Raw genomic sequence first — 23,407 nt, forward strand, 5'->3', positions numbered from 1 at the left:
TTGCATGCTGGAACGGCGAACGGCTCAAATGAAAAGCTCCCGCAGCAGCCAGCCGCAGGAGCTTCCCAAATCATTCACCTTGGATTTTTTTAAGCGGAATTTCTGCCGGTCCTTCGACAACTTCTCCTGTGTAAGAAAAGCGCGAGCCGTGGCACGGGCAGTCCCAGGTCCGTTCGCCATTATTCCATTCACATTCGCAGCCCATATGTGTACAGGTGGTGTCGACGATATGAAGGGCTCCTTCTTTATCCCGGTAGGCCCCGGCCCTTTTGCCATTAACGATGACAGGTGCACCGTGGTCCGGTTCAATATCATCGAGCTCGGCAGGGATATATTCGAGCTTCCCTTTAATCAGCTGGCCTGCAACATCGGTATTGAATTTAATGAATTCCTTGATGCTTGGATCGGCTTTAAATCGGGAAGGGGTGAATACTTCCTTATAAGGACTTTCCTTTTTGGCAATAAAATCATTCAGCAAATGGGCAGCCGCAATTCCGTTCGTCATCCCCCATTTACGGTAGCCGGTGGCAACATAAATGTTCGAGGCATTTTCAGTGATTGGGCCAACATATGGGATCTTATCCAATGTGATTAAATCCTGTGCAGACCATCTGTATGGATACTCCTCTATGCCCATAACCTCCTCTGCGAATTCCTCCAAAGCCTCATAATGCTTAAGAGTATCCGATTCGTGCCCGGTTTTGTGGCTGTCACCGCTGATAAGGACCAGCTTCTCGCCATTTACCGGTGTATAACGCAGGGAGCGTGTCGGCTGATCGGCACTGTAGTACATCCCGCCCGGGTATTCCTCACGGGTCTTCACAGCGACAATATAGGATCTTTCCGGCTCCATTCTCGCAAAATAAAAGCCCTTGCCATCATAGAATGGGAAGTGTGAGGCGACAATTACATGCTTGGCTGTAACGGTTTGGCCATTCCTTGTTTTAACTGAGGCAGGCTGTCCTTCCTCAATATCGACAGCTGTTGTATTTTCATACACTTTGCCGCCTGCTGCTGTAAATTCCTCAAGAAGCACCTTCAGGAATTTCAAAGGGTGAAATTGTGCCTGCCCCTTCATGACTGCTGCCCCTTTGATGTCTATGTTAAATGGGATGCTATCAGCAAAGCCGCTGTCGATTCCAAGCTTCTGGTAGGCTTCATACTCCTTTTGCACCTTGCCGGCAGCCTGGTCGGAAACCGCATAGATATAAGCGTCCTCCATGCTGAAGTCACAGTCGATCTTTTTTTCCTCGACAAGGTTTTTTACAAAAGTGATTGCTTCTGCATTCGCCTGATAATAAAGCTTCGTTTTGTCTTCACCAAAGTGGCTGATCAGCTCATCATAGATGACTCCGTGCTGGGCGGTCAGCTTTGCGGTCGTATGGCCGGTAGTCCCGTTCAGTATGTTCCCGGCCTCCAGAATCACGACCTTAAGGCCTTGTTTAGCAAGAAGATAGGCCGCAGTAACTCCTGTAATCCCTCCGCCGACAATTGCCACATCAGCCTCGATATTTTCCTTGAGCGCCTCATAGGATGAGAGCGGCGTTTCCCTCCAGTATGGCTCCGGATATTGCGGCATTTGTGAATGGTTCATATTTTTCCTCCTCAGGTTTTTCTTCTAGTAGATAATCTTTCCTTTCCAAGGGGGGCATATTCGTTCTTCTGCATAGCTGCTGTAAATTTCATACCCTTTTGGACCGGAAGATAATCGCAGGAAAAAGAGTTGTGGGAGGGGCGGAATTATTGGATAAAATAAGCAGCAAACTTAAATACTAGAAATGCAACTTTAAAATGGATGGGAAGATATGATGGTCACTCTTTCGTTTATACTGGTTTCCGCAAGCTTGTTTGTGCTGACGCTTCTCTTTGATTTATTTGTTTTTAAAAGTACAGTTTATGAAGCAGCTCTTAACATTTTTTACGCCGAAATTGCGGCAGGAAGGGTCATTGCATTATTTGTCTTTTTTCTGGGCCTGGGTTCCAGCCTGTTTATCGACATAAGGCTGTATAAAAACAAAAAAGCTGAAAAAGCACAGTCGAAGGGAAGTGGAAGCTGATGTTAGAAGAAAATATTTCGCTCAGCCAGCTGATGACGCTGGTCATCAATTTCCTTCTCGGCAGTGCGATTATCATCGGGGTCGGCAAGGGTGCCGAGCAGGATGCCTGGATGGCGATGATCATTTCTACAGTACTCGGGCTTGCTATCATGTACTTTTATTATTTCCTGATCAGCCGCCTTCCCGGAAAAAATCTCTATGAAATCATGGAGCACTGCTTTAAGAGGTACCTCGTGATTCCTGTGGCATTCTTATATATCATTTATTTTCTCTACATATCCAGCAGGGTGGTGAGGGACTTTGGCGAGCTGATTGCGTCTGCCATTCTTCCCAATACGCCAATTGAAATGATTTCCTTTACCATCGCCATGACAATGGGCTATATCCTTTACCTTGGCATTGAAGTGCTTGGGCGGACTTCTGAAATTTTTTCGCCATATGTGGTGCTGTTCGTGCTATTGCTGACGATTTTCCTGCTGGCAAGCGGAAACCTGGAATTCAGCCGGATCGAGCCGGTCCTTGGCGAGGGCATTATACCTGTGGCCAAAGCTGTTTTTCCTTCGCTGTTTGTCTTTCCGTTTGGCGAGCTTATAGCCTTTACAGTTATCATGGGAAAAGTAACCCGATTTAAATATGTGAAAAGAGTTTCCTTAATGGGAACAGCCATTGCCGGGCTGCTGCTGACCCATGCAACCGTCCTGATGGTCATGACGCTTGGTTCGGATGCGATGGTCCGTTCCAATTTTCCGATGCTCAGTGCGGCTAGGCAGGTTTCCATCGGCAATTTCATTGAGCGGATCGATGCACTCGTCGTATTCATCATGATGCTTGGCATCCTCATAAAAGGATCGGTTTTTCTTTTTGGAGCCTTGAAAGGGCTGGAGTATATTTTCAGGCTGCCCTATCGATACTTTGCCCTTCCGATGTCTGCGGTCGTGTCCCTGTTTTCTGTGCTGATCTCAGTCAATTTTGCCGACCATCTGAAGGAAGGGCTTGTTATAGTCCCTTATTTTGTTCATATGCCAATGCAATTCGGCATTCCATCTGTCCTTTTGGCCGTACTGCTATGGAAGAAACGGAGCCGGAAGCGTTTTGGAAAAAATGGGGTGAAGTGTTGAACCGCCTTAAATCACTCAAACGCATAAAAAGAGCTGCTGACAAAGAGAAGCCAGAGCAAGGACCACAGGAAACCAGCGGTGCAAGCCTGGACTGCTATGAGCTTGAGGAGCTAAAGGAGGAATTATCCAGCCGGTTTGGCGCTTCTGCCGATTTAAAGATCGAAGAACTCAAGACTGGGGGGACTGATGCCCTTCTTTTCTATCTGGAGACGTTGGTCGACAGCAATGTGCTCAAAAAAGTCATACATTCAATGGCTGCTGAATCACCAGATCTAAGGGTGAAATCGGCTGATGACGTAAAGGGTTTTGGCAAAGCACATTTCGGGGGAGCAGGCTATAATCTGGTGGATTCAGTATCCCAAATGATTGACTCTATGCTTTCTGGGAGTATCATCCTGGCATGTAAGGGCGTCTCTATGGCCATCTCGATTCCTATTCCGACTGCCGATAGCCGGTCGATAACAGAACCAAGCACCCAAACCGTCATCAGGGGGCCGAAGGATGGGTTTGTTGAAACGCTGGCAGTAAATGTGAGTCTTATCCGCAGGAGGATCAAGAACCCCAAGCTGCAATTTGAGGAATTTACCATCGGGAATGATACAAGGACGACGGTTTTTATCAGTTATATGAAGGACATTGCCGACAGCGGGATTGTTGAAGAGGTCCGCAAGCGCTTGAAAAATATAAATACTGGCGCAGTCTTTGAGTCAGGGAATATCGAGGAATTGATTGCAGATAAAACGGCCACTCTTTTTCCGTTGGCCCTCAACACCGAGAGGCCTGATTCGGTAGCGGCCAATCTGCTGGAGGGAAAGGTGGCCATCCTTGTTGACGGTACGCCGTTTGTACTGCTTGTGCCTGCCGTGCTGGTCGACTTTTTTTCCGTTTCAGAAGACTATTACCAAAACTTCCTGATGGGCACATTCATCCGTTTTATCCGCTATATTTCGTTTATGATTGCACTCATCACGCCTTCCCTGTATGTCGGTATTCTTACCTTTCACCATGAACTGCTTCCGACTACGCTGCTTTTAAGTGTAATCGCACAGCGTGAAGGGGTGCCGTTCCCGGCCGTGATTGAAGTTCTGCTGATGGAAATCACCTTTGAAATCCTGCGCGAGGCAGGCGTCAGAATGCCGCGTGCTGTCGGGCAGACTGTATCGATCGTCGGAGCGCTCGTCATCGGCCAGGCTGCAGCCGAGGCGGGGATCATATCCAATATTATGGTCATTATTGTCGCCATCACGGCCATTGCCAATTTTGTTTCACCCACATACAGCTTCGCCAATGCTTCGAGGCTGCTGAGATTTCTGCTGATCATCACAGCTGCCTTCCTTGGCCTGTATGGTGTCCTGCTTGTGCTTGTTCTGATGGTGGCTCACTTAAGCGCTCTCCGTTCCTTTGGAGTTCCATATCTGGCTCCGGTAGCCCCGTTTATCATTGAAAGCCAGAAGGATGTGTTCTTCCGCTTTCCTTTCTGGAGCATGAATAAAAGGCCCAGCTATCTAAAGCCGCAAAAAGAAGAGAAGCAGCCTAAGACCGGCTCCCCTTCGCCGCCTCCGATGAATGGGGGCCAGGGGAAATGAAAAAGATCATGCTTGTTATTGCACTATGCTGTCTGCTGACTGGATGCTGGGATCAAAAGGAGCTGGCAGAAGTTACCGTTATTACCGGGATGGCTGTGGACAAGGGGAAAGATGATAAATACTACCTGTCTGTAGAAGGCATTAATGCTGCGGAGCTGAATAATCGGACTGCCGGGGGGAATGCACCTTCGATCGTGTATGGGAAGGAAGGGAATTCACTGTCCGAATTGACGAACCAGATGAGTGAGGGCATTTCGCGAAACCTTGTCTATTCGCATATGAGGACTTTGATCATCAGTGAAGAAGTGGCAGAGGACGGGATGCTGGAGTTTCTGGATTATCTTGAGCGCAACAGGGAGATGCGGGATGATTTTAATATTGTTATTTCAAGAGGGGTAAGGGCCGAAGATGTGCTGAAGGTGACGTACCAGTTCCAGAAGTCCACTTCCCTTAAGCTCCATACACAGCTGGACACGATGGAAGAGACCTGGGGAGGGGACCCCGGCGTGAGGCTGAATGATGTGATCAGTGCCTGGACATCACCCGGCCGCCAGCCGGTCATGGCTGCTGTGGCCATTAAAGGGGATCCGGATAAAGGATCGAGTGTTGATAATATGAAGAAAGTAACACCGGATGCGCTGGTTGTGCTGGATTCGCTTGCAATTTTTGAAGGCGGCAGACTGGAGGGTTTTCTAAGTCTTGAGGAAGCGCGGAATTACCTCTGGACACAGGACAAGATTAAGAGTACAAGCCTAACAATAAGCTGCGGGGAAAACCGCTACATCGACATCAGAATCTATAATACAACAACAAAGACGAAAGCAAGGATTGAGGACGGCAAGGCGAAAGTTAAGATAGACATAAGAGGGGAGAGTTATTTGGAGGGCACCCAATGCGCTGATTCAGTCGACTCCGTATCTACTTATGAAGATTATGAAGAAAAGACAGAAAAGCACATTGAAAGAATCGTTGCGGATACTATTAAAAGAGTGCAAAATGAAGACAAAGTAGATATTTTCGGATTCGGCGATGTGGTCAGAAGAAAGGATTATAAACATTTCCACGGGATAGAAGCCGATTGGGACCAATACTTTTCTGAGGCGGATGTCGAGGTGACCGCTCTCATTAAAATGAGAAGGTCAGGGATCAGAACCAAATCATTCTTATCAGAGACCAACTAGCTAATGTTTACAGGATGCGCCTGCGGGTAAAATCACTCTATAGGCTCGCCTGAAAAGCTTGTCTATTTATCTTAGCTTATTAAGGAGGCAAAAGATAATGGCAGAAGAACAGAAGCATATAGTAGGCGTTTATGATACACAAAGTGAAGCTATTGAAGCTGTAGAGGAATTAAGGGCCCAAGGCTATGACACAAAGGATATTTCGGTGGTAGGGAAAAACGATGATGACGTGGAAGCAGTAACAGAGCAGACAGGGACGAAAGCAGAAGAAGGCCTTGCTGCCGGAGCTGCTGCCGGAGGTACGCTCGGCGGACTTGCAGGACTGCTGGCAGGTGCCGGAGCCCTCGCCATCCCGGGCATCGGTCCGGTGCTCGCAGCGGGTCCGCTTGCAGGAGCACTCACAGGAGCAGCTGCCGGAGCCGGACTTGGAGGGCTTACAGGAGCCCTCGTCGGTATGGGGATTCCGGAAGACGATGCCGAGCATTACAGCGGCCAAATCAAGGAAGGCAAAATCCTGGTGTTCGTAGACGACAGATCGGACAAGCTGCGTGAGCAGAAAATGAATCCTGGTGAAGCTGGCATGCCGGACAATGAACCGGTTATGCCGGTCGACAACGTCTATGTTCCCCCTCAAGGGACAAGGTCGCCCGTCTCAGATGACCCGGAAGTTGTCAAAGACAGAATGAAGGCTGACAATAATAAAATGTACTAAAGAAAGGGCACCCGCTGTGATGGGTGCCTTTTTCTTATGTTGAAAAAAGGAGGGACCAATAGTATAAATAAGAAAAAAGGCAGGGGATGTTTATGAATCAGCCATGGAATGGAGAAGTGTCTATTGCTCCCCTTGAGGCAAGGGAACTCCTGTTAAGCCAGTTTCCTGAATTGGCGCCTGCTGAAGTGGAGCATTTTGGGGAAGGCTTTGATAACAGAGTGTTTTTAGTCAATGATGAATATGTATTCCGATTTCCGCGGAAAGCTGCAGCAGAAGAGCTGCTGAAGACAGAAAGCCGGATTCTGCCTGAGCTCTGCATTTCTGCCGGTATCCTTTATCCTGTGCCGGTATATAGCGGAAAACCTGATAAAGGCTATCCGTGGTTTTTTTCCGGCTACAGAAAGATCAGCGGATCAGCTCCAGCAGGCCCGGGCGGGAAAGAGTCTGCCAGCAGGCTGGCTGAATTCCTGAAGCAGCACCACTCCTTTCCTATTGAAAAAGCTAAGGAACTTGGCGTCCCGTTTGATACATACAACAGGCTTGATATGGAAACAAGGCTTGTGAAAATGGAAGAGTACGCCGAAAAAGGGAAAGCGGCTGGAATCCTTAAGGAGGAAGAAAGCCTTTTTTCTTATATCAAAAAAGCCATGCCCATAAAAGTGGAATGTGATCCAGTTCTTGTGCACGGCGATCTGCATATAAGAAATATCCTGGCCGATCCTGAAGGGGAAATCAGCGGAATAATTGACTGGGGCGATGTTCATCTCGGCAGTCCCAGCATTGACCTTTCTATTGCGTACAGCTATCTGCGGCCGGATGCCAGGGAAGAGTTTTTTTGGGCATATGGAGAACCTGGCCCTGAAGCAAGAAATCTCGCAAGATTCAAAAGCATCTATACAGCCCTGCTGCTTGCGGTATATGCCCATGACCGCGGGAATGCAGTTCTAGTTGGCGCTGCAAGTGAAAGCCTAGCCCTGGCGCTGGGTGACTGAACGGGTACATGAAGATCCCCTATTCATTTCATACTAGTTATATGAAAGGGGGCCTTCTTATGCCCGAGCTACCTGAAATGGAAACCTACCGCCAGCTGCTGGGCCGTCAGCTGACGGGGCTTGTGATCACAGAGGCCGAAATCAACAGGGAAAAATCTATAAATGTCCCGCCGGCAGAATTTATCAGGCAGGTGCAGACTAGCACGATCACTAGCATCGATAGGCGTGCAAAGCATCTGATTTTCCGGCTCAGCTCCGGAAAAAATCTTCTCCTCCATCTGATGCTTGGAGGATGGATGTACCTAGGCAATGACGAAGATAATCCTGACAGGACAAATCAGGTGATCCTGTCATTTGGCAGCAGGAAGCTGTACTTCATCGGCCTGCGGCTCGGCTATCTTCACCTGCTGACTTCAGAGGAGCTGGAGAAAGAATTTGAAGAGCTGGGACCCGAGCCGCTGGATCCTGGATTTACGGCAGCCTCATTTGCCCGGTTATTGGAGAAAAAGCGGGGAATGCTTAAGACTTCGCTGGTAAATCAGCATTTCATTGCAGGAATCGGCAACTGCTATTCAGATGAAATCTGCCACCAGGCCGGGCTGTTGCCGATGAGGACAATCGAGGAGCTCAGCGAAATGGAGAAAAGCAGACTATATCCGGCAATGAAAACAGTGTTTGCAAACGCGATCCAGAGCGGGGGCTATATGGATGAGCCGCTTTCTAAAGGCGATCTGATAACCGGCGGCTATAATGAACGCTGCATGGTATATGACAGAGAAGGAGAAAGCTGCCTCCGCTGCGGCTCACGGATCGTAAAGGAAGAAATTTCATCACGGAAATCCTTTTATTGTCCAGGCTGCCAGTCGTGAATTCTTTTTTATATGCGTAAAAATAGCCCAGGGAGGAGGTCCTTGGGCTTTTTTTGTTATTTACATGAATTGGCGGCCCGATTTTTAAGGCAGGCTGGCGTTTTCTAATTGATGAGCCGGTTAATTTACCAGCTTAAAGATTTTTTCGATCAATTCGCGGAATAATCTACCGAATTTCCTTCTTTTTTAATCAAATGAAAAGATAATCTGCAAAGTCCAGCCTACAGCCTATTTCGCAGCCCCAAAGACTTGCATCATCCAGCCCGGCGCAGGCGCTGGACCATATGTCAAGCTGCCCTCTTAATGGACTTCCTCACTATTTTCCTCCGGCGCAGGATCGACCGTTACAGAATCATGGGTGTGCATGGCGGCACGCAGATAATGGATGAACATGCCGCCAACTAGCCCCAGGCAAAGGATAAAGCCGGCAGTAATGATCCATGAAAGAAGCATATGTCCTCCCCCTTTCTTATAGTTGTCCTCACTGAACTATATGCAGGGGCATGAAAGATATTGCCTATCGGCCATAAGCTGCTTCAGAATCTGACAGGCTTCTCCTGAATACATATTTATGAAGAATAGAAATAAGGGGGCGGGCTGCATGCAGCTGGTGAAAAGCGAAATCGAACGGTTAAAGCAGCAGCTTTTAAGTGAGCAGACACCGGACGGTTCCTGGAATCATCCTTTTGATACAGGGTGCATGACCGATATTTATATGATTGTCCTTTTGCGGACGCTTGAGGAAGAGGATGAGGAAGAGCTGATCAAAGAGCTGGCAAAAGGAATCCTGAGCCGGCAGGGAAAGGACGGGGCATGGCGGCTTTTCCATGACCATCATGAAGGGAGCCTTTCACTAACGATTGAGGCCTATTATGCGCTCCTCTACTCAGGGTATTATGAGAAAAATCATCCTGCTCTGGTGAGGGCAAGAAGGTTTATTACTAAAGGCGGGGGCCTGAAAAAGGCAGGGATGTATACGAAAATCATGCTTGCCTTGACAGGGCAGTATCCATGGCCCCTTCTTTTTCCGGTCCCGATGGAAGTGATCCTCCTGCCGGGAAGCTTTCCGCTCAATATGTACGATATTTCGGTTTTTGGCCGCTCCAATCTGATTCCGGTCATCCTTCTGGGCAATAAGAAATTCAGCAGAAAGACGGCCTTGAGCCCGGACCTTGGCGATTTGTCCGTCAGGGACGATGATGATCCGTGGCCGGAGCTGAGGAGTGCGGAATGGAGGAGTTTGACTTCTTTTCTTGCCGCCGGGGTTAAGGCGCTGGTGGGCATTCCGCGTCAGATCCGGGCATGGTCGATAGAAAAAGCGAGGGAATATATGCAGTCGCATACAGAGCCGGACGGGACGCTTTATAATTATTTCAGCAGCACATTTTATATGATTTTTGCTCTTCTGGCATTGGGAGGCGGCCCGGAGGAACCCGCGATCAAAAATGCTGTTGCCGGCTTGAAGCGGATGACTGTAAAAACCGATGGCCGTACGCATATTCAATATACGACGGCTGCTGTCTGGAATACAGCGCTGATCAGCCATGCCCTTCAGGAAGCAGGCGTCCCTCCGAAAGAGGATGCAATCCAAAAAGCCAATCAGTATCTGGCGGGCCAGCAGCATCGCCGGTTTGGGGACTGGATTGTCCATAATTCGAAGGCAGAGCCTGGCGGCTGGGGATTTTCGCGTTTTAATACAATCAATCCTGATGTGGATGATACAACCGCTGCCCTGAGAAGCCTTCACCAGCCTGCCCGTGAAAAGGCGCATTATGAGGAAATATGGAAAAAAGGACTTCTTTGGACACTGTCAATGCAGAACAGGGACGGGGGATGGCCTGCGTTTGAAAGGAATGTCGATAAGAAGCTGCTGCATCTCCTTCCCATCCAGGGCGCAGAATTTATCCTGACCGATCCCTCAACTGCCGACCTGACAGGGAGGACACTTGAATTCCTTGGAAAGGCCGGTTATTCGGATTCTTCCCTTCCGCCTATTAAAAAAGCGGTCAAATGGCTCAGAAAGCATCAGGAACCCAATGGATCCTGGTATGGCCGCTGGGGAATCTGCTATATATACGGAACATGGGCGGCGGTGACCGGAATGGCGGCTGTTGGTGTCACTCTGGAGGATAAAAGCATGAAAAAAGGGATCGACTGGCTGGTGTCCATCCAGAATGAAGATGGCGGCTGGGGAGAATCCTGCCGGAGCGATATGGAGAAAAAGTATATCCCGCTGAAGGAAAGCACCCTCACCCAGACCGCATGGGCCGTTGATGCCCTTGCTGCTGCCGGCATGGCGGATAGCACGCCAGCAAGGAAAGGGGCTGCCTTCCTGGTGAGGGAAGGCAAGCGTAAGGATTGGACTGCCGATTATCCAATGGGTCAGGGGATGGCCAATTTCTTTTATATTCATTACCACAGCTACCGCTCTATATGGCCGCTCCTGGCCTTGAGCCATTATATAGAAAAAAGTGAAGCCCTGGTTTGAAAACCGGGGCTTTATCAATGTTTAGGAATTTAGAAATTGTAAGTCTTGTGGATCATTATCAATTCTTGATCTACGTCCAGCTCCAGCGCCTACCCCCTCGAGGTCACAAGCCAAACCTCCCAAAAAGGCAAAGAACGCCTTTCCGGGAGGTTCGTCTTGTGCTTGTCGGGGGTGATCAAGGCGCTTGCGCTTTTGTTCATTCAACCTTCCATTGGCAATCATCAGTAGAATCAACCTTTTTGTCTCTGATGATCCGGTAAAAAGCTTTGCCGTCACTTGGATTGCCGTCAGGGAAATCCATCGGGAAAAGAGCGAAGAACACAAAATAAAAAGAGAAATAGATAAATTGGTACCAAAGCAATGATGCTTCAAGTACGCCGGAGCCGATCAGGTGATTGATAAGAAAGATACTGATCAGGTTAAAGAGGGTTCCGCCAAGATATATGAAAGAGAGACTGATTTTATTTTCGTACTTCAGGCTTTGGAATTCACAGCCGCTATACCAGAAGTAGAACCGCTTTACCTCAAAGTATTTGAAAGAAAATAAACTTTTACCGCAGCCGATAATGACTTTAAGGCCCTTCCCCCCAAAGATTCCGGCGAAAAAGACATGTCCGGCCACATGGATGAGTGTCACAATAGGAAGAACAATAAAAAATGCCTGCATAAACTTTACAAAATCATCAAAGCCAAACACATTGGTGTCCTCCCTGGTTATCCTGATTATAATTCCTCCTTTATCTACCCTTCCCGCCGGCACAATAACAGGTTTTCCCCTGCCAATATTTGCGCCTTCCGTAAAGTCTGACCAGCTTCTAAGCCCCAGGTCCTATATGAAAATAAAGCTCAGGCTCGTTATAGGGTTTTGGCAGGAAAGGTAAGATGGAAACATGAAAGGAGGAAACGTACATGAAAAAATTTGGCTTACTTTTAGCAGGAGGAATCGCGGGGCTGGTGCTTCTATCCAATTTGGGGCCGATGATCGGCCTGGCCATCTCATTGCTGATTCTATACTTCGTATTCAAGCAGTTCCTGAAGGCTGATTCAACAGGCGCAAAAATAGGCTGGGGCATCGTCGGGGTGTTCGCCCTCACCGCAGCTGCCTCCAATATTCCGGCCATCCTCGGAATTGCCGCTGCTTACATCCTTTATGTGATCTATAAAAAGTGGAATGACAAGAAAACCTTTGTAAAAGAAGACCAGGACCCATTCACGAACTTTGAAAAAGAATGGTCAAAAATCAATCAATATTAATCTGAAAACGAAAGGGAGATTATCATGGCAAACTTATTTACCAGACTGAAAAATACCATCATGGCAGACCTGCACGAGGCAATGGACCAGAAAGAGCAGAAAAACCCGGTCTCACTGCTGAACCAGTACCTTCGCCAATGCGAGCAGGAAACAGAGAAAGTCCGCAAGCTCCTTGAACGCCAATATTCTCTGAAAGAGGAATTTGCAAAAGAATATAAAGGAGCGGCTGAATTGGCTGAAAAGCGCAAGCGTCAGGCAGAAGTTGCTTCAGAGGCAGGGGAAACAGAATTATCCCAATTTGCAGTCCAGGAACAGCTTCAATATGAAGAGCGGGCTGTCAGGCTGAAGCAGGCCCTCGAGCAGGCTTCCCAGCAGCTGGTTGAGCTGGAAAGAAAATATGAAGATATGAAGCATAAGCTTAAAGATATGCATATCCGCCGCCTTGAGCTGATGGGAAGGGAAAATGTGACCAGGGCTAACCGCAAGATGGACCAGGTGATTGACAGCAGCTCCCAATCAGGCAAAGCTGAATCCAGGTTTGAAAATATCGAGTCATATCTTGACCGGCTTGAGCAGAAAGTGAACGATGCCTACTATCAGAGCACAATCGATTCAAAAATCGCCCAGCTTGAAAAAGATATGAAAAAGAAAGAAACTCATTCTATTTCATAAAACAAACTGGTATTCTAAAGAGGCGTAGAGTTCCTGCGCCTTTTTTCGCCATTATGCTGAAACAGCTTACAATATAGAAACGCGTACATCATATGCCAGTCATCAAGAAGGGAGGAAAATATCAATGCTTAAAAAAATTAAAAGCGAATATATCAGCTGGATTCTATTGCTTGGTGCCCTTGTCCTTTTTCTAGAGGTATCTTTTTTTAATCACGGGCTGATTTTCTCCCTTCTGGTTTCGATTGGGATGGTGTATTTCGGCAGGAAACGCCTTCCTCACAGCTCCGGAAAAATCCTCTTTTGGGCAGGACTTGCCTTTTTTGCCATCAGTGTCTTCAATATGATGACCTTCAAATTTTTCCTGCTGGCCATCCTGATCCATTTTGTCATCCAATATGCGCAGTCCAAGCGGGACGCCGACCGCATAAGGCCAGTCATCAAGGAAGCAGATCCTTTTGATTCAAAGCCGAGTGAAGAAATCATCAAAGGGCGCCCGCTTTTTGAAAACATTCTGTTCGGGCGGCAGAAGACGCCTGAGCATGTATACGAGTGGAGCGACATCAATATCCAGGCCGGCATCGGCGATACGATCATCGATTTGAGCTATACGGTTCTCCCAAAAGGAGAGACGGTCATATTCATCCGCAATTTTATCGGCAATATCCAGATTCTTGTTCCGTATGATCTAGAAGTGAATGTCTATCATTCTGTGATAGCCGGATCTGCCGGTATTTTTGATAAGCGCGAGCCGCAGATGTTCAATCAAACACTGCAGTTTAAAACACCAGGCTATGAAGAAGCAGAGCAGAAGATTAAGATCTTTACTTCGCTCCTTGTCGGGGATATCGAGGTGAAGCGTGTATGAAGACAATCCAGCGGCAGATTGCATTGGGACTATCGGTTGCTCTCCTTGTGGCCATCTTTCTTGGCGTTTCCTATTTTACCGTCTTTCCGCTGGCCGATTGGAGCGGGCTTTGGGAAAGGGAGATTATGGATATTCCCTTTATCCTGTTTGCAGCAAGCATCTGTGCGGCAATCGGCATTCTCTCTGGGCTTGTATCCGGCATCTACAGGAAAAAACAGCTCCAGACGGTTGACGACTGGCTTTACCAGCTGGAGGAAGGCAGGGCCATCAGCCTACATGATGATAACACCCCTTCAGAGCTTCAGCCCCTATGGATGAGGGTAGGCAAAATTCAGCGGCAAATCTCAGAGCAGGCGAAGATTTCCCAAAAGCTTGCGACCGAAAAGGCAGAGGATCTGGAAAGCCGGATCCAGGAAATCATTTCCCAGGAGCGCAACCGGCTGGCGCGCGAGCTTCATGACTCTGTGAGCCAGCAGCTGTTCGCGGCTTCCATGCTGATGTCTGCCATCAATGAAACACGGAGCCAGGAAGACAGGGAGACAAAGCAGCTAAAGATGGTCGAAGAGATGATCCACCAATCCCAGCTCGAGATGCGTGCCCTGCTCCTCCATTTGCGTCCGGCCGCCCTGAAGGGAAAAACACTGCAGGAGGGCATAGAAGAGCTGCTGCTTGAGCTCTCCCAGAAAGTCACCATGAAAATCCAGTGGAAGGTTGAAGAGTTTTTGATGGATAAAGGAGTCGAGGACCATCTGTTCCGGATCCTCCAGGAATCTGTCTCCAATACGCTGCGCCATGCCAAGTCGACCCAGCTTGAAGTGCTGCTGATCCAGCGGGACGGGCTGATCATCATGCGGATTGCCGATGACGGAATCGGATTTGACGTCGAGGAAACGAAGGCAGGTTCATATGGGATGCAAAATATGTATGAGCGTGCGGTGGAGATCGGCGGCTCCCTGAAAATCATCAGCCTCAAGAATAAAGGAACACGCCTTGAAGTGAAGGTGCCAATGATGAAGAGTGAGGGTGAAGAGAGTGATTAAAGTATTATTTGTTGATGACCATGAAATGGTAAGGATCGGTGTATCATCCTATCTTTCCGCCCAGCCAGATATCGAGGTGATCGGGGAAGCGGATAACGGCAGGACAGCAATTGATCTGGCCCTTGAGCTCCGGCCGGATATCATCCTGATGGATCTGGTGATGAAGGAAATGGACGGAATCGAGGCGACACGTGGAATCATTGAAGCGTGGCCGGAAGCGAAGGTGATTATCGTCACAAGCTTCCTGGATGATGAAAAGGTCTATCCGGCCCTTGAAGCAGGTGCATCCAGCTATATGCTGAAAACCTCGAAGGCAAGCGAGATTGCCGATGCGGTCCGTGCGACTTTCCATGGCCAATCGGTGCTTGAGCCTGAGGTCACAGGAAAAATGATGGTGAAGATGCGGCAGAAGCAGACTGTGCTTCCTCATGAAGAGCTCACCGCAAGGGAGATGGAAATCCTGCTGCTGATGACAGAAGGGAAGACGAACCAGGAAATTGCTGATGAGCTTTTTATTGCCTTAAAGACAGTGAAGACACATGTAAGCAATATCCTCAGCAAGCTTCAGGTCCAGGACCGGACGCAGGCTGTGATTTATGCGTTTAAGCATTCGCTGGCGAATTGATTGGAGATTAGTTCTGTCTGCCTAGGTTGTATTGCTGAAAAGGTGATAAAAGCCCGATGATTGCAGTGGAAGGCACGCAGACTCCTGTGGGAGATAGCGGCAGGGCTGAGACCCCGCAGCGCGCCAGCGTGAGGAGGCTCAGCGCCGCCCCGCGGAAAGCGAAGTGCCTGGAACGGAAATCAGCGGCCTCATATATAAGCCAAACAAAACTCCTGCCCACCACCGGGCAGGAGTTTTCATCAATCCCTCTTAAAAGGAATGACTGCAAAAACCAAGATAACCGCTGCCAATCCCAGCGCTGTATAAGATACGGCAGCATGCTCACCCCAGTTTCGGACGGCGATGCCGATGAAGGCCCAGACGAAGACAAGCGGATATACGCGGTCGCTGTTTTTGATCCGGAATATGATGGCAAGGGCTGAAGCCACGCAGAGCATGATGATCGTCCAGGCGGCATCCGGCAGGCCGAAGCCGTCCCAGCCGATATACTCGAGATAATAGCTGATATTTGCAATCACTGCGACGCTGACCCAGCCGAGATAAACGGAGAAGGGCAGCCTGTCGAAGAATGATGGGCTGGCAGCCTGCAGACGGACATAAAGAAAGATCAAAGCCAGCAGAAGTCCAATCAGCAGCAGAACTGATACAAGGAAGAATTCATAATGCCAGGCAAAGATCCACGCGCTGTTCAGCAGGCAGCTGAGGATAAAGAACAAGCTTGTATTCTCGTAAAGCGGAAGATTCCGCCGGTCCTTTGGAAATTCCCTCAGTACCCAGATCCCCAGCAGCAGATAAATAAGTCCCCATATTGAAAATACATAGCCTGCAGGGGTGAACAGCACATCGAGCCGGCCAGAGATTTCCCCGGTTGTCTGCCCGTTTAAAGGAAGGGCATTTGCCAGTATATTAACTCCCACAACAAGTAAATAAAAAATAGCATGAAGTATGGCGCGAAGCATCTAATTGTCTCCTCTCTCTATATGGTAGGGCAGGGTGCCAGGCACGGGCTGCCTATTTACCTTATTCCTCAAAGAGGGAGAAGATAACCACTGGAGAGAGCGCTGATTTATGCAAAAGATTGAAAAAGCTCTCAATATCATGCTGGAGCCGGGTGTGGCCGGTCAGCTACTGCTGCGCAGGGGAATGTATCTTCTAAAAAACAGGCTTGCAAAATTATTCTGACAACGTTAGAATATAGCTAACTATAATAAAGGGAGGTGGAGAAGAGATGAATAACGCTGTTTTGCTGCGCGGAGACTGGATGTCATACCTGTCGATCTGCCGTGCAATTTTTCATGAAGCTGCTGCCAACGGGACAAGTCTGTCCATTTTCAGCAGCTTCATATGGAAAACAAAACGGTGAGAAACATCTCTGATCCGCTTATTTATGAACGGGCAAAAGGGGAGCTTCTTATGGATGCTCCCCTTTTTTTGGCTTCGTCCTGCTCTCAGGACGGGTCTGTCATAAAAACAGGGCCATGGGTGAATTTTTCCCCATGGCTTTTTACTATGCAAAAAAATATTTATTATCTGGAGGAAAAGAACATGATCGCATGCAGCGGAAATGATATAGCAAAAATGTACGCAGGGACAATAATTTTTGAGGAAGTGGCCTTTGAGATTCATGAAGGGGACCGCGTCGGCCTTGTAGGGAGGAATGGCAGCGGCAAGACAACTTTATTCAAACTGCTGTCCGGCATTGAAACACCTGATAAAGGCCAGGTCCATTGGAAAAAAGGCACAAGGATTGGCTATCTCTCGCAGATCCCTGAATATCACGAGCATTTTTCAGGCAGGGATGTACTGCTTCAGGCTTTCAAAGAGCTGACAGCAATGGAAAGGAAGATGAAAGAATGCGAGCAGGCAATGGCTGAAGAAAAAGATGCAGGCATTCTGGAGCGGTATATCGCAGAGTATGGTGTGCTTCAGGAACAATTTGCCCATGGCGGCGGCTATGAAATGGAGGCAGGTCTGGCCAGGGTGGCATCAGGCCTGAAAATTGAGGATTTGCTGAACAAAAGCTTTTCGTCCTTGAGCGGCGGGGAGAAAACAAAAGTTTCTCTAGGATTCACACTGCTGCAAAATCCGGATTTCCTCCTGCTTGATGAGCCGACCAATCATCTGGATATCGATGCGGTAGAGTGGCTGGGGCTATTTTTAAAAGAATACGCAGGAACGGTGATTGTTGTATCCCATGACCGCTATTTCCTGGATGAAATCGCCAACAGGATTTTTGATCTTGAAGATGGGGAGCTCACTCCTTATCAGACCGGCTACAGCGGATTTGTAAAAGAAAAAGAAGAAAGGCTTTTGAGGGAATTCCAGCAGTACGAAGAGCAGCAGAAGAAAATCAAGAAAATGAAGGAAGCCATCAAACGCCTGCGTGAATGGGCCAATCAGGCCAACCCGCCGAATGAGGGGCTGCACAAAAGGGCAAGAAGCATGGAAAGAGCGCTTGAAAGGATGGAAAAGCTGGACCGTCCCATCCTGAACCGGAAGAAAATGAATATGGAACTTGATTCTGCTCAGCGGAGCGGCAAGGATGTAGTGGTGGTGAAAGGGGCTTCCAAGCATTTTGGCAGTCAGACGCTTTTTGAAGATGCTGACCTCCATATCCAGTTTCAGGAAAGGACAGCGATTGTCGGCAGCAATGGCAGCGGCAAGTCGACACTCTTGAAAATGATCCTCGGCGAGGTGCCCGCAGATGCAGGCGAGGTGCGGATTGGGAGCAATGTGAAAATAGGCTATCTTTCGCAGCATATCCAGCCGGGCTCGGAAGATGAAACCGTCCTTGAAGCATTCCGGAATGAGGTTTCTGTGGCAGAAGGGGAGGCGCGTAATATCCTGGCAGGCTTCCTGTTCTATGGGCATGCGGTTTTCCGCAGGGTATCCAAATTGAGCGGTGGTGAAAAAATGCGCCTGCGCCTCGCCCAGCTTATGTACCAGGATATCAACTTTCTGATTCTGGATGAGCCGACAAACCATCTTGACATCGAATCCCGGGAGGTCCTGGAGGAGGCGCTGCAGGACTATAAAGGGACCATTCTCGCAGTCTCGCATGACCGCTATTTCCTGAATAAGCTGTTCACCAGGATAGGCTGGATTGAAAACCGGCAGCTGCTTACCTTTGCTGGCAGCTATGACTGGGCAAAAGGGAAGAGAGCAGAAAAAAAGCAGGCGGCCGCTACAGAAGAAAAGCCCGCAAAAAAGAAGCCGGCAGTGCGACGTGAAGACCAAAAGGTGAGCAGTGTGAATCCTGAGCAGACGGAAAAAGACATTATGCTGATTGAAGCGGAAATCTCTGCACTGGACAGCAGGCTGGGGGCTGAAAAGGATTTATCTGCTCTGCAAAATATGTTCAGGGAGAAAGAAGAGCTTGAACAAAGAAGAGAAGAACTGTATAGAAAACTGGAAGAATGCCTTTCTTAACAGACAGAAGCCGGATGAGGATCCGGCTTCTTCATTTTTGGATCTATTAGAATATCTTCTTTTTATCACGTTCATCTTTCAGGATTTCCACCGCTTCACGGAAGCGCATGCTGTGGACGATTTCCCTTTCCCTCAGGAAGCGGAGGCTGTCATTGATATCCGGGTCATCAGAAATGTCAATCAGCCATTGATAGGTGGCCCGTGCTTTTTCCTCTGCCGCGATATCCTCGTACAGGTCGGCAATCGGGTCCCCTTTCGCCTGTATGTAGGAGGCGGTCCACGGGACACCGGCGGCATTATGATAAAAGAGCGCACTGTCGTGATTAACATAGTGCTCTCCAAGGCCAGCTTCCTTCAGCTGTTCAGGGGTGGCGTCCTTAGTCAGCTTGTAAATCATAGTAGCAATCATCTCAAGATGGGCAAATTCCTCTGTTCCGATGTCTGTGAGGAGGCCGATGACTTTTTCCGGAATGGTGTAGCGCTGATTCAAGTAGCGGAGGGCAGCCGCGAGCTCACCGTCGGCTCCGCCGTACTGCTCGATTAAGTACTTTGCCAATGTCGGATTGCATGTGCTTACTTTAACCGGGTATTGCAGCTTCTTTTCATAAACCCACATGAAAGATCCTCCTTATACTTGCCAAGGCCACGGGCCCTGGCTCCATTTCCAGGTGTCGCCGGGGTTGTTGCTGACTCCGAATTGCAGGAGCGGCCCGAATTCTTTTTCGTATCGCTTCTTCAGTTTCCGTGAATAGTCGGAGAACTGCTGGAACTGCTGCAGAGCCTGCCCGTCGCCGGGATGGGTATCAAGATATAATGTCAGCTCCACAAGTACAAAATCAGCCGCCTGGATTTCATGCATCAGCTGGTAATAATCACTGCCCATCTGTTTAGCCATGGCCATGGATTCCTTTCTTATAAGGATTATCATAATAATCATAGAGAGGCTTCCAGAGCGTTCCCCTCATCAGGGCTTCGTGGGGCGGGAATTGCTCAAGATTCGGCGGCTGAAAATGCATATATAAGTGCGGCGGTGTGCTGTAGTATTTGATTTTCAAAGGCGGACACGGATCATAAGGGCTGTGGTAGGGACTATAGGCTTTCATGGGGGTGAAATGCACTTCATTCTGATAGTTCAAGCCTTTAACCTCCTTCAGGATAAAACTCGTCATTTCATCTTATGCGAAAAATGGGAGGATATAACTGATGCGAATGGGAAGGCAGGCTCCTTCCTTTTAAAAAGCGGAATCACCAGCGTAATCCTGCATGAGGATAATAATTCATAGACTTGTCTCATATCTTTTAAAAGTATGGCTGCCGGCCAAAGATCGAGAGACAAGGAGAATCTGAACAATGAATTCGTTTTTAAAGGGAACACTCGTGTTGGTGATTGCCTCTTTTTTGGGGGAGTGCATAGAATTTCTGGTCAATATGGTGCTGGCGCGGGAATTGGGCGAACAGGGGCTTGGGATGTATATGTCGATTCTTCCGACGATATTCCTTGTGATGCTGCTTGCCAGCTTTGAGCTTCCTATTTCCGTTTCCAAATTCGTCGCGGAAAAAGAAGAAAAATACCATCGGAGCATGCTGGGGCATGCCATCAGGCTGACCATCGTTTTTTCGGCTGTGCTATTTCTTGCAGCGATCATCATTTTGCCTTTTGTCCCGGTTTTCCAGCACTTCTCTCCGCTGCTCAGATGGCTGGTCATCCTGCTGATCCCGATCATTTCTTTTTCATCGATTGCCCGCGGATTTTTTATGGGTAAGAACGAGATGGGGAAAATTGCTTACACCAGCCTGGTGCGGAAGCTGGTCCAGCTGCTGCTGCTTGTTTTTCTGTATCAGCTTTTTGACTTTAATACAGAAACAGCGATGCTGGTCGCCATCTGTACGTTCATCGGCAGTGAAATCGTCATTTTCCTGTACCTGCTGCATGTGTTTTTTATTCAGTATCATCAGCTGAATGGACGCCCTTCGGAAAGCCTGAAGGGGGCGGCGGTGAGGAAGAATCTGATGGCTGTGTCCATCCCGACGACTGCTTTGCGTGTATTCCATTCTATTACACATGCCATACAGCCTTTTTTGATAAAAGCCGCGCTTGTGCAGGCCGGCCTCAGCCAGGAAATGGCACTCGGGCAATTTGGGATGCTGACGGGAATCGCCATGGCCATCGGCTTTTTTCCTGCTTTTATCGCCCATTCGTTTTTGATCATGCTGATTCCGGCAGTGTCCAAGGCCCAGGCACGCAGCGAAACGGATGTGCTCATCGGGCTGCTGAAGCAGGTGATGCTGATTACGGCCATCTATGGCATTCCTGCAGCTGCTGCCATCTATTTCTTTGCGGAGCCACTGACAGAAACGTTTTTCCATTCCTCGGATGCCGCTGTATATCTGATGCTGCTGTGCCCTTATTTCCTGCTCCATTATTTTGTCATTCCCATGCAGGCTTATCTGATCGGACTCGGTCTGATGAAGGATGCTTTTGTCCATACCGTCTGGTCCACGCTCGTTTCGTTTTCGATCATGTATTTTCTCGGCGGGAGGCTTGGGATGGACGGAATTATCATCGGCATGAATACAGGGATTATGCTTCTGACATTTATGCATTACCTGACCATATGCAAAAGAATCGGCATCACCTTCTGGACCCTTAAGGCTGACAGGCCGGGGATTCTCTAAAAGGATTTTCCAGTACAATGGAGAATTGATAGATGGAAGGGAGAGAAGCTTATGGATAGAACGCTCAGAGGCCACCATTTATTATGTGTACATGGTTTCCGGGGGATGGGCTACAGCCCGGGATTTGTGGAAAATATGGCAGAAATTGTGGAGGATATCCGGAATGACCGCAAGCAATTCCGCATCAAGGCAGTGGCTGATTTCGACCACGCATGCCAGGCATGCCCGCACAAGGGAAAGGTGATTTGCGAGGCAAGCGAGGGATCAAATGCACATGTGCTGTCCATGGATGCAAAGGTGATTGAGCATCTTGGCATAGAGAAAAACAGGGAGTATGATAAGCATCTGCTGCTCAGCCTGACAGCTGCCAAGGTCCATCCGGATGACCTGGATTATTTATGTGAAGGCTGCTCATGGCTTCCCTATGGGGTATGCAAGGAGGGAATCGGCCGCTTGGGGGAAAAGTACAGGCATGAGTCAATGACATAATTTTTTTTTCAAAACTGTAGGGGAGGCATTCCTTTTATGCGTTTATTAAATGAAAACGCAAATGGGGAAAGGAGAAGAAAGCATGCTGCCCCAATATCATGAAAACACAAACGGCCAAAGCCGTTTTGACCAGCTGATCAAGGAAAACGGACTCTCTATCTATAAATATATTTATTCGCTGATCCGGCACAAAGAGCAGGCAGAAGACCTTTATCAGGAGGTGCTGATCTCTGCCTTCCTCGCTTTTCCGGCCTTCAAGGAAGAAGCTAAATTCAGGAGCTGGCTGTACAGGATTGCCATCAATAAGTGCAGGGATTTCTGGAGAAAAGAGAAAAAGGAAAAGAGATTCTGGGAAGAAGAAGCTTATAAATATTCCATGGAAGCAGAAAAAAGCCCGGAGCCCGAGGAGGAATTCCTCCATAAATCACACCGTGAGGAAATGGTGGAAACGATAAGCTCGTTGCCTGATATGTACCGGGATCCGCTTCTGCTGTTCTACTATCATAACCGGACCTTGATGGAAATCAGCGATGAAGTAGGTGCGCCGATGTCCACTGTTAAAACGAGAATGAAAAGAGGGAAAGAAAGGCTTAAAGTCAGGCTGGGCGGCGAGTAGATGTCAGCCCTCCTTCTTGACCTCCTTGCCCTCTGTATCCTCTCCGAATATCTTTTTAATCGTATCTTTGTCTCCATAAACAAAGATATCGTCCCCCTCCTGTATTTCAGTGGACAGGCATTCCTTCCTTATTGTAATTTCGCCCCTCTTGACATACAGGACAACCACATCATCCTTCTCTGGATCAATGATTTCACTCAATTTCTTTCCTGCAAACGGAGAATCCTCCAGAACAGGATATTCTGAAATATAATCGTCATCATCCGTCAGCAGGACATCTTTTATCGGAAGGTCAGTGAAGTCATAATGTTCTTCGGCGTTATGCTTCAGCCAGTTGACCAGCTTATTCCGCACAAAAGGCAGCTTCAGCAGCAGGATCATCAGAAAAAGAATGATGACGACATATCCTATCTCTTTTGTGTATAAATTTTCGGACAGAATGCTGCTGATAGTGGAGATGATGACAGCAAGGGAAAAAGCACCGAATAAAATCAGAAAGGCGCTGATTTTTCTCCTTAATGGATGCTCAAGGATCAGCTCGGACTCTCCAGTTGTGAATCCGGTTCCGGTCATCATGGAAATAACCTGAAAACGGGCAATCTGCTTATCCAGCCCCGTATAGATAAACAGAAGGGCACTGATTTCAATGACTGCCAGAATAATGATGATATACGAAAAAATAAACAGAAAAGCCATAATATCCCCCTAATTCCCTTTGGACAAAAATAAGCCTGAAGG

Annotated in this window: 26 protein-coding genes; 18 read left to right on the forward strand and 8 right to left on the reverse strand. The window is 48.3% G+C overall.

The window, feature by feature from the left end; all coding sequences use genetic code 11:
* Positions 1–70 precede the first annotated feature (70 nt).
* Positions 71–1,594, reverse strand: a complete 1,524-nt coding sequence (locus tag FZD51_RS02880; RefSeq protein WP_148973395.1) for an FAD-dependent oxidoreductase — start codon at positions 1,592–1,594, stop codon at positions 71–73.
* A 211-nt stretch (positions 1,595–1,805) separates the two neighbouring features.
* On the opposite strand from FZD51_RS02880, the gene FZD51_RS02885 reads away from it, so the two are divergent.
* The 7 genes from FZD51_RS02885 (at position 1,806) to FZD51_RS02915 (ending at position 8,515) form a co-directional block, all read left to right on the forward strand.
* The gene (locus FZD51_RS02885) at positions 1,806–2,057 is read left to right on the forward strand and encodes a hypothetical protein (RefSeq protein ID WP_148973396.1); all 252 of its coding nucleotides are present in this window, start codon (positions 1,806–1,808) and stop codon (positions 2,055–2,057) included.
* Positions 2,057–3,175 carry a GerAB/ArcD/ProY family transporter gene (locus tag FZD51_RS02890; RefSeq protein WP_148973397.1) on the forward strand — a complete coding sequence of 373 codons (1,119 nt, stop codon included), beginning with the start codon at positions 2,057–2,059 and terminating at the stop codon, positions 3,173–3,175. Before FZD51_RS02885 ends, FZD51_RS02890 begins: the two co-directional genes overlap by 1 nt.
* On the forward strand, positions 3,169–4,761 hold the full coding sequence (locus FZD51_RS02895; protein WP_262380694.1) for a spore germination protein: 1,593 nt from the start codon (positions 3,169–3,171) through the stop codon (positions 4,759–4,761). Before FZD51_RS02890 ends, FZD51_RS02895 begins: the two co-directional genes overlap by 7 nt.
* On the forward strand, positions 4,758–5,942 hold the full coding sequence (locus FZD51_RS02900; protein ID WP_148973399.1) for a Ger(x)C family spore germination protein: 1,185 nt from the start codon (positions 4,758–4,760) through the stop codon (positions 5,940–5,942). The genes FZD51_RS02895 and FZD51_RS02900 overlap by 4 nt, the downstream gene beginning before the upstream one ends.
* A gap of 97 nt (positions 5,943–6,039) precedes the next feature.
* The gene (locus FZD51_RS02905; RefSeq protein ID WP_148973400.1) at positions 6,040–6,654 is read left to right on the forward strand and encodes a YflT domain-containing protein; all 615 of its coding nucleotides are present in this window, start codon (positions 6,040–6,042) and stop codon (positions 6,652–6,654) included.
* 92 nt (positions 6,655–6,746) lie between these two features.
* Positions 6,747–7,646, forward strand: a complete 900-nt coding sequence (locus tag FZD51_RS02910; RefSeq protein ID WP_187445606.1) for a phosphotransferase — start codon at positions 6,747–6,749, stop codon at positions 7,644–7,646.
* Between the two features lie 59 nt (positions 7,647–7,705).
* On the forward strand, positions 7,706–8,515 hold the full coding sequence (locus tag FZD51_RS02915) for an Fpg/Nei family DNA glycosylase (protein WP_148973402.1): 810 nt from the start codon (positions 7,706–7,708) through the stop codon (positions 8,513–8,515).
* Positions 8,516–8,815: 300 nt separating this feature from the next.
* Here the strand turns inward: FZD51_RS02915 and FZD51_RS26020 are convergent, their stop codons facing one another.
* The gene (locus tag FZD51_RS26020; protein WP_187445607.1) at positions 8,816–8,968 is read right to left on the reverse strand and encodes a hypothetical protein; all 153 of its coding nucleotides are present in this window, start codon (positions 8,966–8,968) and stop codon (positions 8,816–8,818) included.
* Positions 8,969–9,116: 148 nt separating this feature from the next.
* Between FZD51_RS26020 and shc the strand changes: the two genes are divergently transcribed.
* Positions 9,117–11,003, forward strand: coding sequence for a squalene--hopene cyclase (gene shc, locus FZD51_RS02920; RefSeq protein WP_262380665.1), 1,887 nt, complete (start codon positions 9,117–9,119; stop codon positions 11,001–11,003).
* A gap of 196 nt (positions 11,004–11,199) precedes the next feature.
* Here the strand turns inward: shc and FZD51_RS02925 are convergent, their stop codons facing one another.
* On the reverse strand, positions 11,200–11,700 hold the full coding sequence (locus tag FZD51_RS02925) for a hypothetical protein (protein ID WP_148973404.1): 501 nt from the start codon (positions 11,698–11,700) through the stop codon (positions 11,200–11,202).
* Positions 11,701–11,912: 212 nt separating this feature from the next.
* Here FZD51_RS02925 and FZD51_RS02930 point away from each other — a divergent pair, with 212 nt between their 5' ends.
* The 5 genes from FZD51_RS02930 to FZD51_RS02950 all read left to right on the forward strand — a co-directional run bounded on the left by FZD51_RS02930 (position 11,913) and on the right by FZD51_RS02950 (position 15,459).
* A complete protein-coding gene (locus FZD51_RS02930; RefSeq protein ID WP_009792231.1) occupies positions 11,913–12,257 on the forward strand; it encodes a lmo0954 family membrane protein in 345 nt (114 codons plus the stop codon).
* Positions 12,258–12,281: 24 nt separating this feature from the next.
* On the forward strand, positions 12,282–12,929 hold the full coding sequence (locus FZD51_RS02935) for a PspA/IM30 family protein (protein ID WP_148973405.1): 648 nt from the start codon (positions 12,282–12,284) through the stop codon (positions 12,927–12,929).
* Between the two features lie 124 nt (positions 12,930–13,053).
* The gene (liaF, locus tag FZD51_RS02940) at positions 13,054–13,794 is read left to right on the forward strand and encodes a cell wall-active antibiotics response protein LiaF (RefSeq protein ID WP_148973406.1); all 741 of its coding nucleotides are present in this window, start codon (positions 13,054–13,056) and stop codon (positions 13,792–13,794) included.
* Positions 13,791–14,834 (forward strand): sensor histidine kinase, encoded by a 1,044-nt coding sequence (locus FZD51_RS02945; protein ID WP_148973407.1) that lies wholly within the window; start codon positions 13,791–13,793, stop codon positions 14,832–14,834. The genes liaF and FZD51_RS02945 overlap by 4 nt, the downstream gene beginning before the upstream one ends.
* Positions 14,827–15,459 (forward strand): response regulator transcription factor, encoded by a 633-nt coding sequence (locus FZD51_RS02950; RefSeq protein WP_148973408.1) that lies wholly within the window; start codon positions 14,827–14,829, stop codon positions 15,457–15,459. Before FZD51_RS02945 ends, FZD51_RS02950 begins: the two co-directional genes overlap by 8 nt.
* A 239-nt stretch (positions 15,460–15,698) precedes the next feature.
* Here the strand turns inward: FZD51_RS02950 and FZD51_RS02955 are convergent, their stop codons facing one another.
* Complete coding sequence (locus FZD51_RS02955; protein ID WP_148973409.1) at positions 15,699–16,418, reverse strand: tryptophan-rich sensory protein; 720 nt, start codon at positions 16,416–16,418, stop codon at positions 15,699–15,701.
* A gap of 269 nt (positions 16,419–16,687) precedes the next feature.
* On the opposite strand from FZD51_RS02955, the gene FZD51_RS26480 reads away from it, so the two are divergent.
* Positions 16,688–16,822: an RAxF-45 family protein gene (locus FZD51_RS26480; RefSeq protein WP_262380667.1), complete on the forward strand. Its 135-nt coding sequence runs from the start codon at positions 16,688–16,690 to the stop codon at positions 16,820–16,822.
* A 182-nt stretch (positions 16,823–17,004) separates the two neighbouring features.
* The gene (gene abc-f / locus FZD51_RS02960; RefSeq protein WP_148973410.1) at positions 17,005–18,888 is read left to right on the forward strand and encodes a ribosomal protection-like ABC-F family protein; all 1,884 of its coding nucleotides are present in this window, start codon (positions 17,005–17,007) and stop codon (positions 18,886–18,888) included.
* A gap of 46 nt (positions 18,889–18,934) precedes the next feature.
* Here the strand turns inward: abc-f and cotJC are convergent, their stop codons facing one another.
* Genes cotJC through FZD51_RS02975 form a run of 3 tightly spaced genes read right to left on the reverse strand, consistent with a single transcriptional unit; the run spans position 18,935 to position 19,991 of the window.
* The gene (gene cotJC / locus FZD51_RS02965; protein ID WP_148973411.1) at positions 18,935–19,504 is read right to left on the reverse strand and encodes a spore coat protein CotJC; all 570 of its coding nucleotides are present in this window, start codon (positions 19,502–19,504) and stop codon (positions 18,935–18,937) included.
* 12 nt (positions 19,505–19,516) lie between these two features.
* On the reverse strand, positions 19,517–19,783 hold the full coding sequence (locus FZD51_RS02970) for a spore coat protein CotJB (RefSeq protein ID WP_187445608.1): 267 nt from the start codon (positions 19,781–19,783) through the stop codon (positions 19,517–19,519).
* Positions 19,776–19,991 (reverse strand): spore coat associated protein CotJA, encoded by a 216-nt coding sequence (locus FZD51_RS02975; RefSeq protein WP_148973691.1) that lies wholly within the window; start codon positions 19,989–19,991, stop codon positions 19,776–19,778. Before FZD51_RS02975 ends, FZD51_RS02970 begins: the two co-directional genes overlap by 8 nt.
* Before the next feature lie 247 nt (positions 19,992–20,238).
* Between FZD51_RS02975 and FZD51_RS02980 the strand changes: the two genes are divergently transcribed.
* The 3 genes from FZD51_RS02980 (at position 20,239) to FZD51_RS02990 (ending at position 22,669) form a co-directional block, all read left to right on the forward strand.
* Positions 20,239–21,564 (forward strand): polysaccharide biosynthesis protein, encoded by a 1,326-nt coding sequence (locus tag FZD51_RS02980; RefSeq protein ID WP_148973413.1) that lies wholly within the window; start codon positions 20,239–20,241, stop codon positions 21,562–21,564.
* Between the two features lie 51 nt (positions 21,565–21,615).
* Positions 21,616–22,053, forward strand: a complete 438-nt coding sequence (locus FZD51_RS02985) for a DUF1284 domain-containing protein (RefSeq protein WP_148973414.1) — start codon at positions 21,616–21,618, stop codon at positions 22,051–22,053.
* A gap of 82 nt (positions 22,054–22,135) precedes the next feature.
* Positions 22,136–22,669: an RNA polymerase sigma factor gene (locus tag FZD51_RS02990; protein ID WP_262380669.1), complete on the forward strand. Its 534-nt coding sequence runs from the start codon at positions 22,136–22,138 to the stop codon at positions 22,667–22,669.
* 3 nt (positions 22,670–22,672) lie between these two features.
* Here the strand turns inward: FZD51_RS02990 and FZD51_RS02995 are convergent, their stop codons facing one another.
* The gene (locus tag FZD51_RS02995; RefSeq protein ID WP_148973416.1) at positions 22,673–23,365 is read right to left on the reverse strand and encodes a TrkA C-terminal domain-containing protein; all 693 of its coding nucleotides are present in this window, start codon (positions 23,363–23,365) and stop codon (positions 22,673–22,675) included.
* Positions 23,366–23,407 lie beyond the last annotated feature (42 nt).

Origin of the sequence: Bacillus infantis (assembly GCF_008180445.1) — a bacterium.
GTDB classification, from domain to species: Bacteria; Bacillota; Bacilli; order Bacillales; family Cytobacillaceae; genus Bacillus_AB; species Bacillus_AB infantis_B.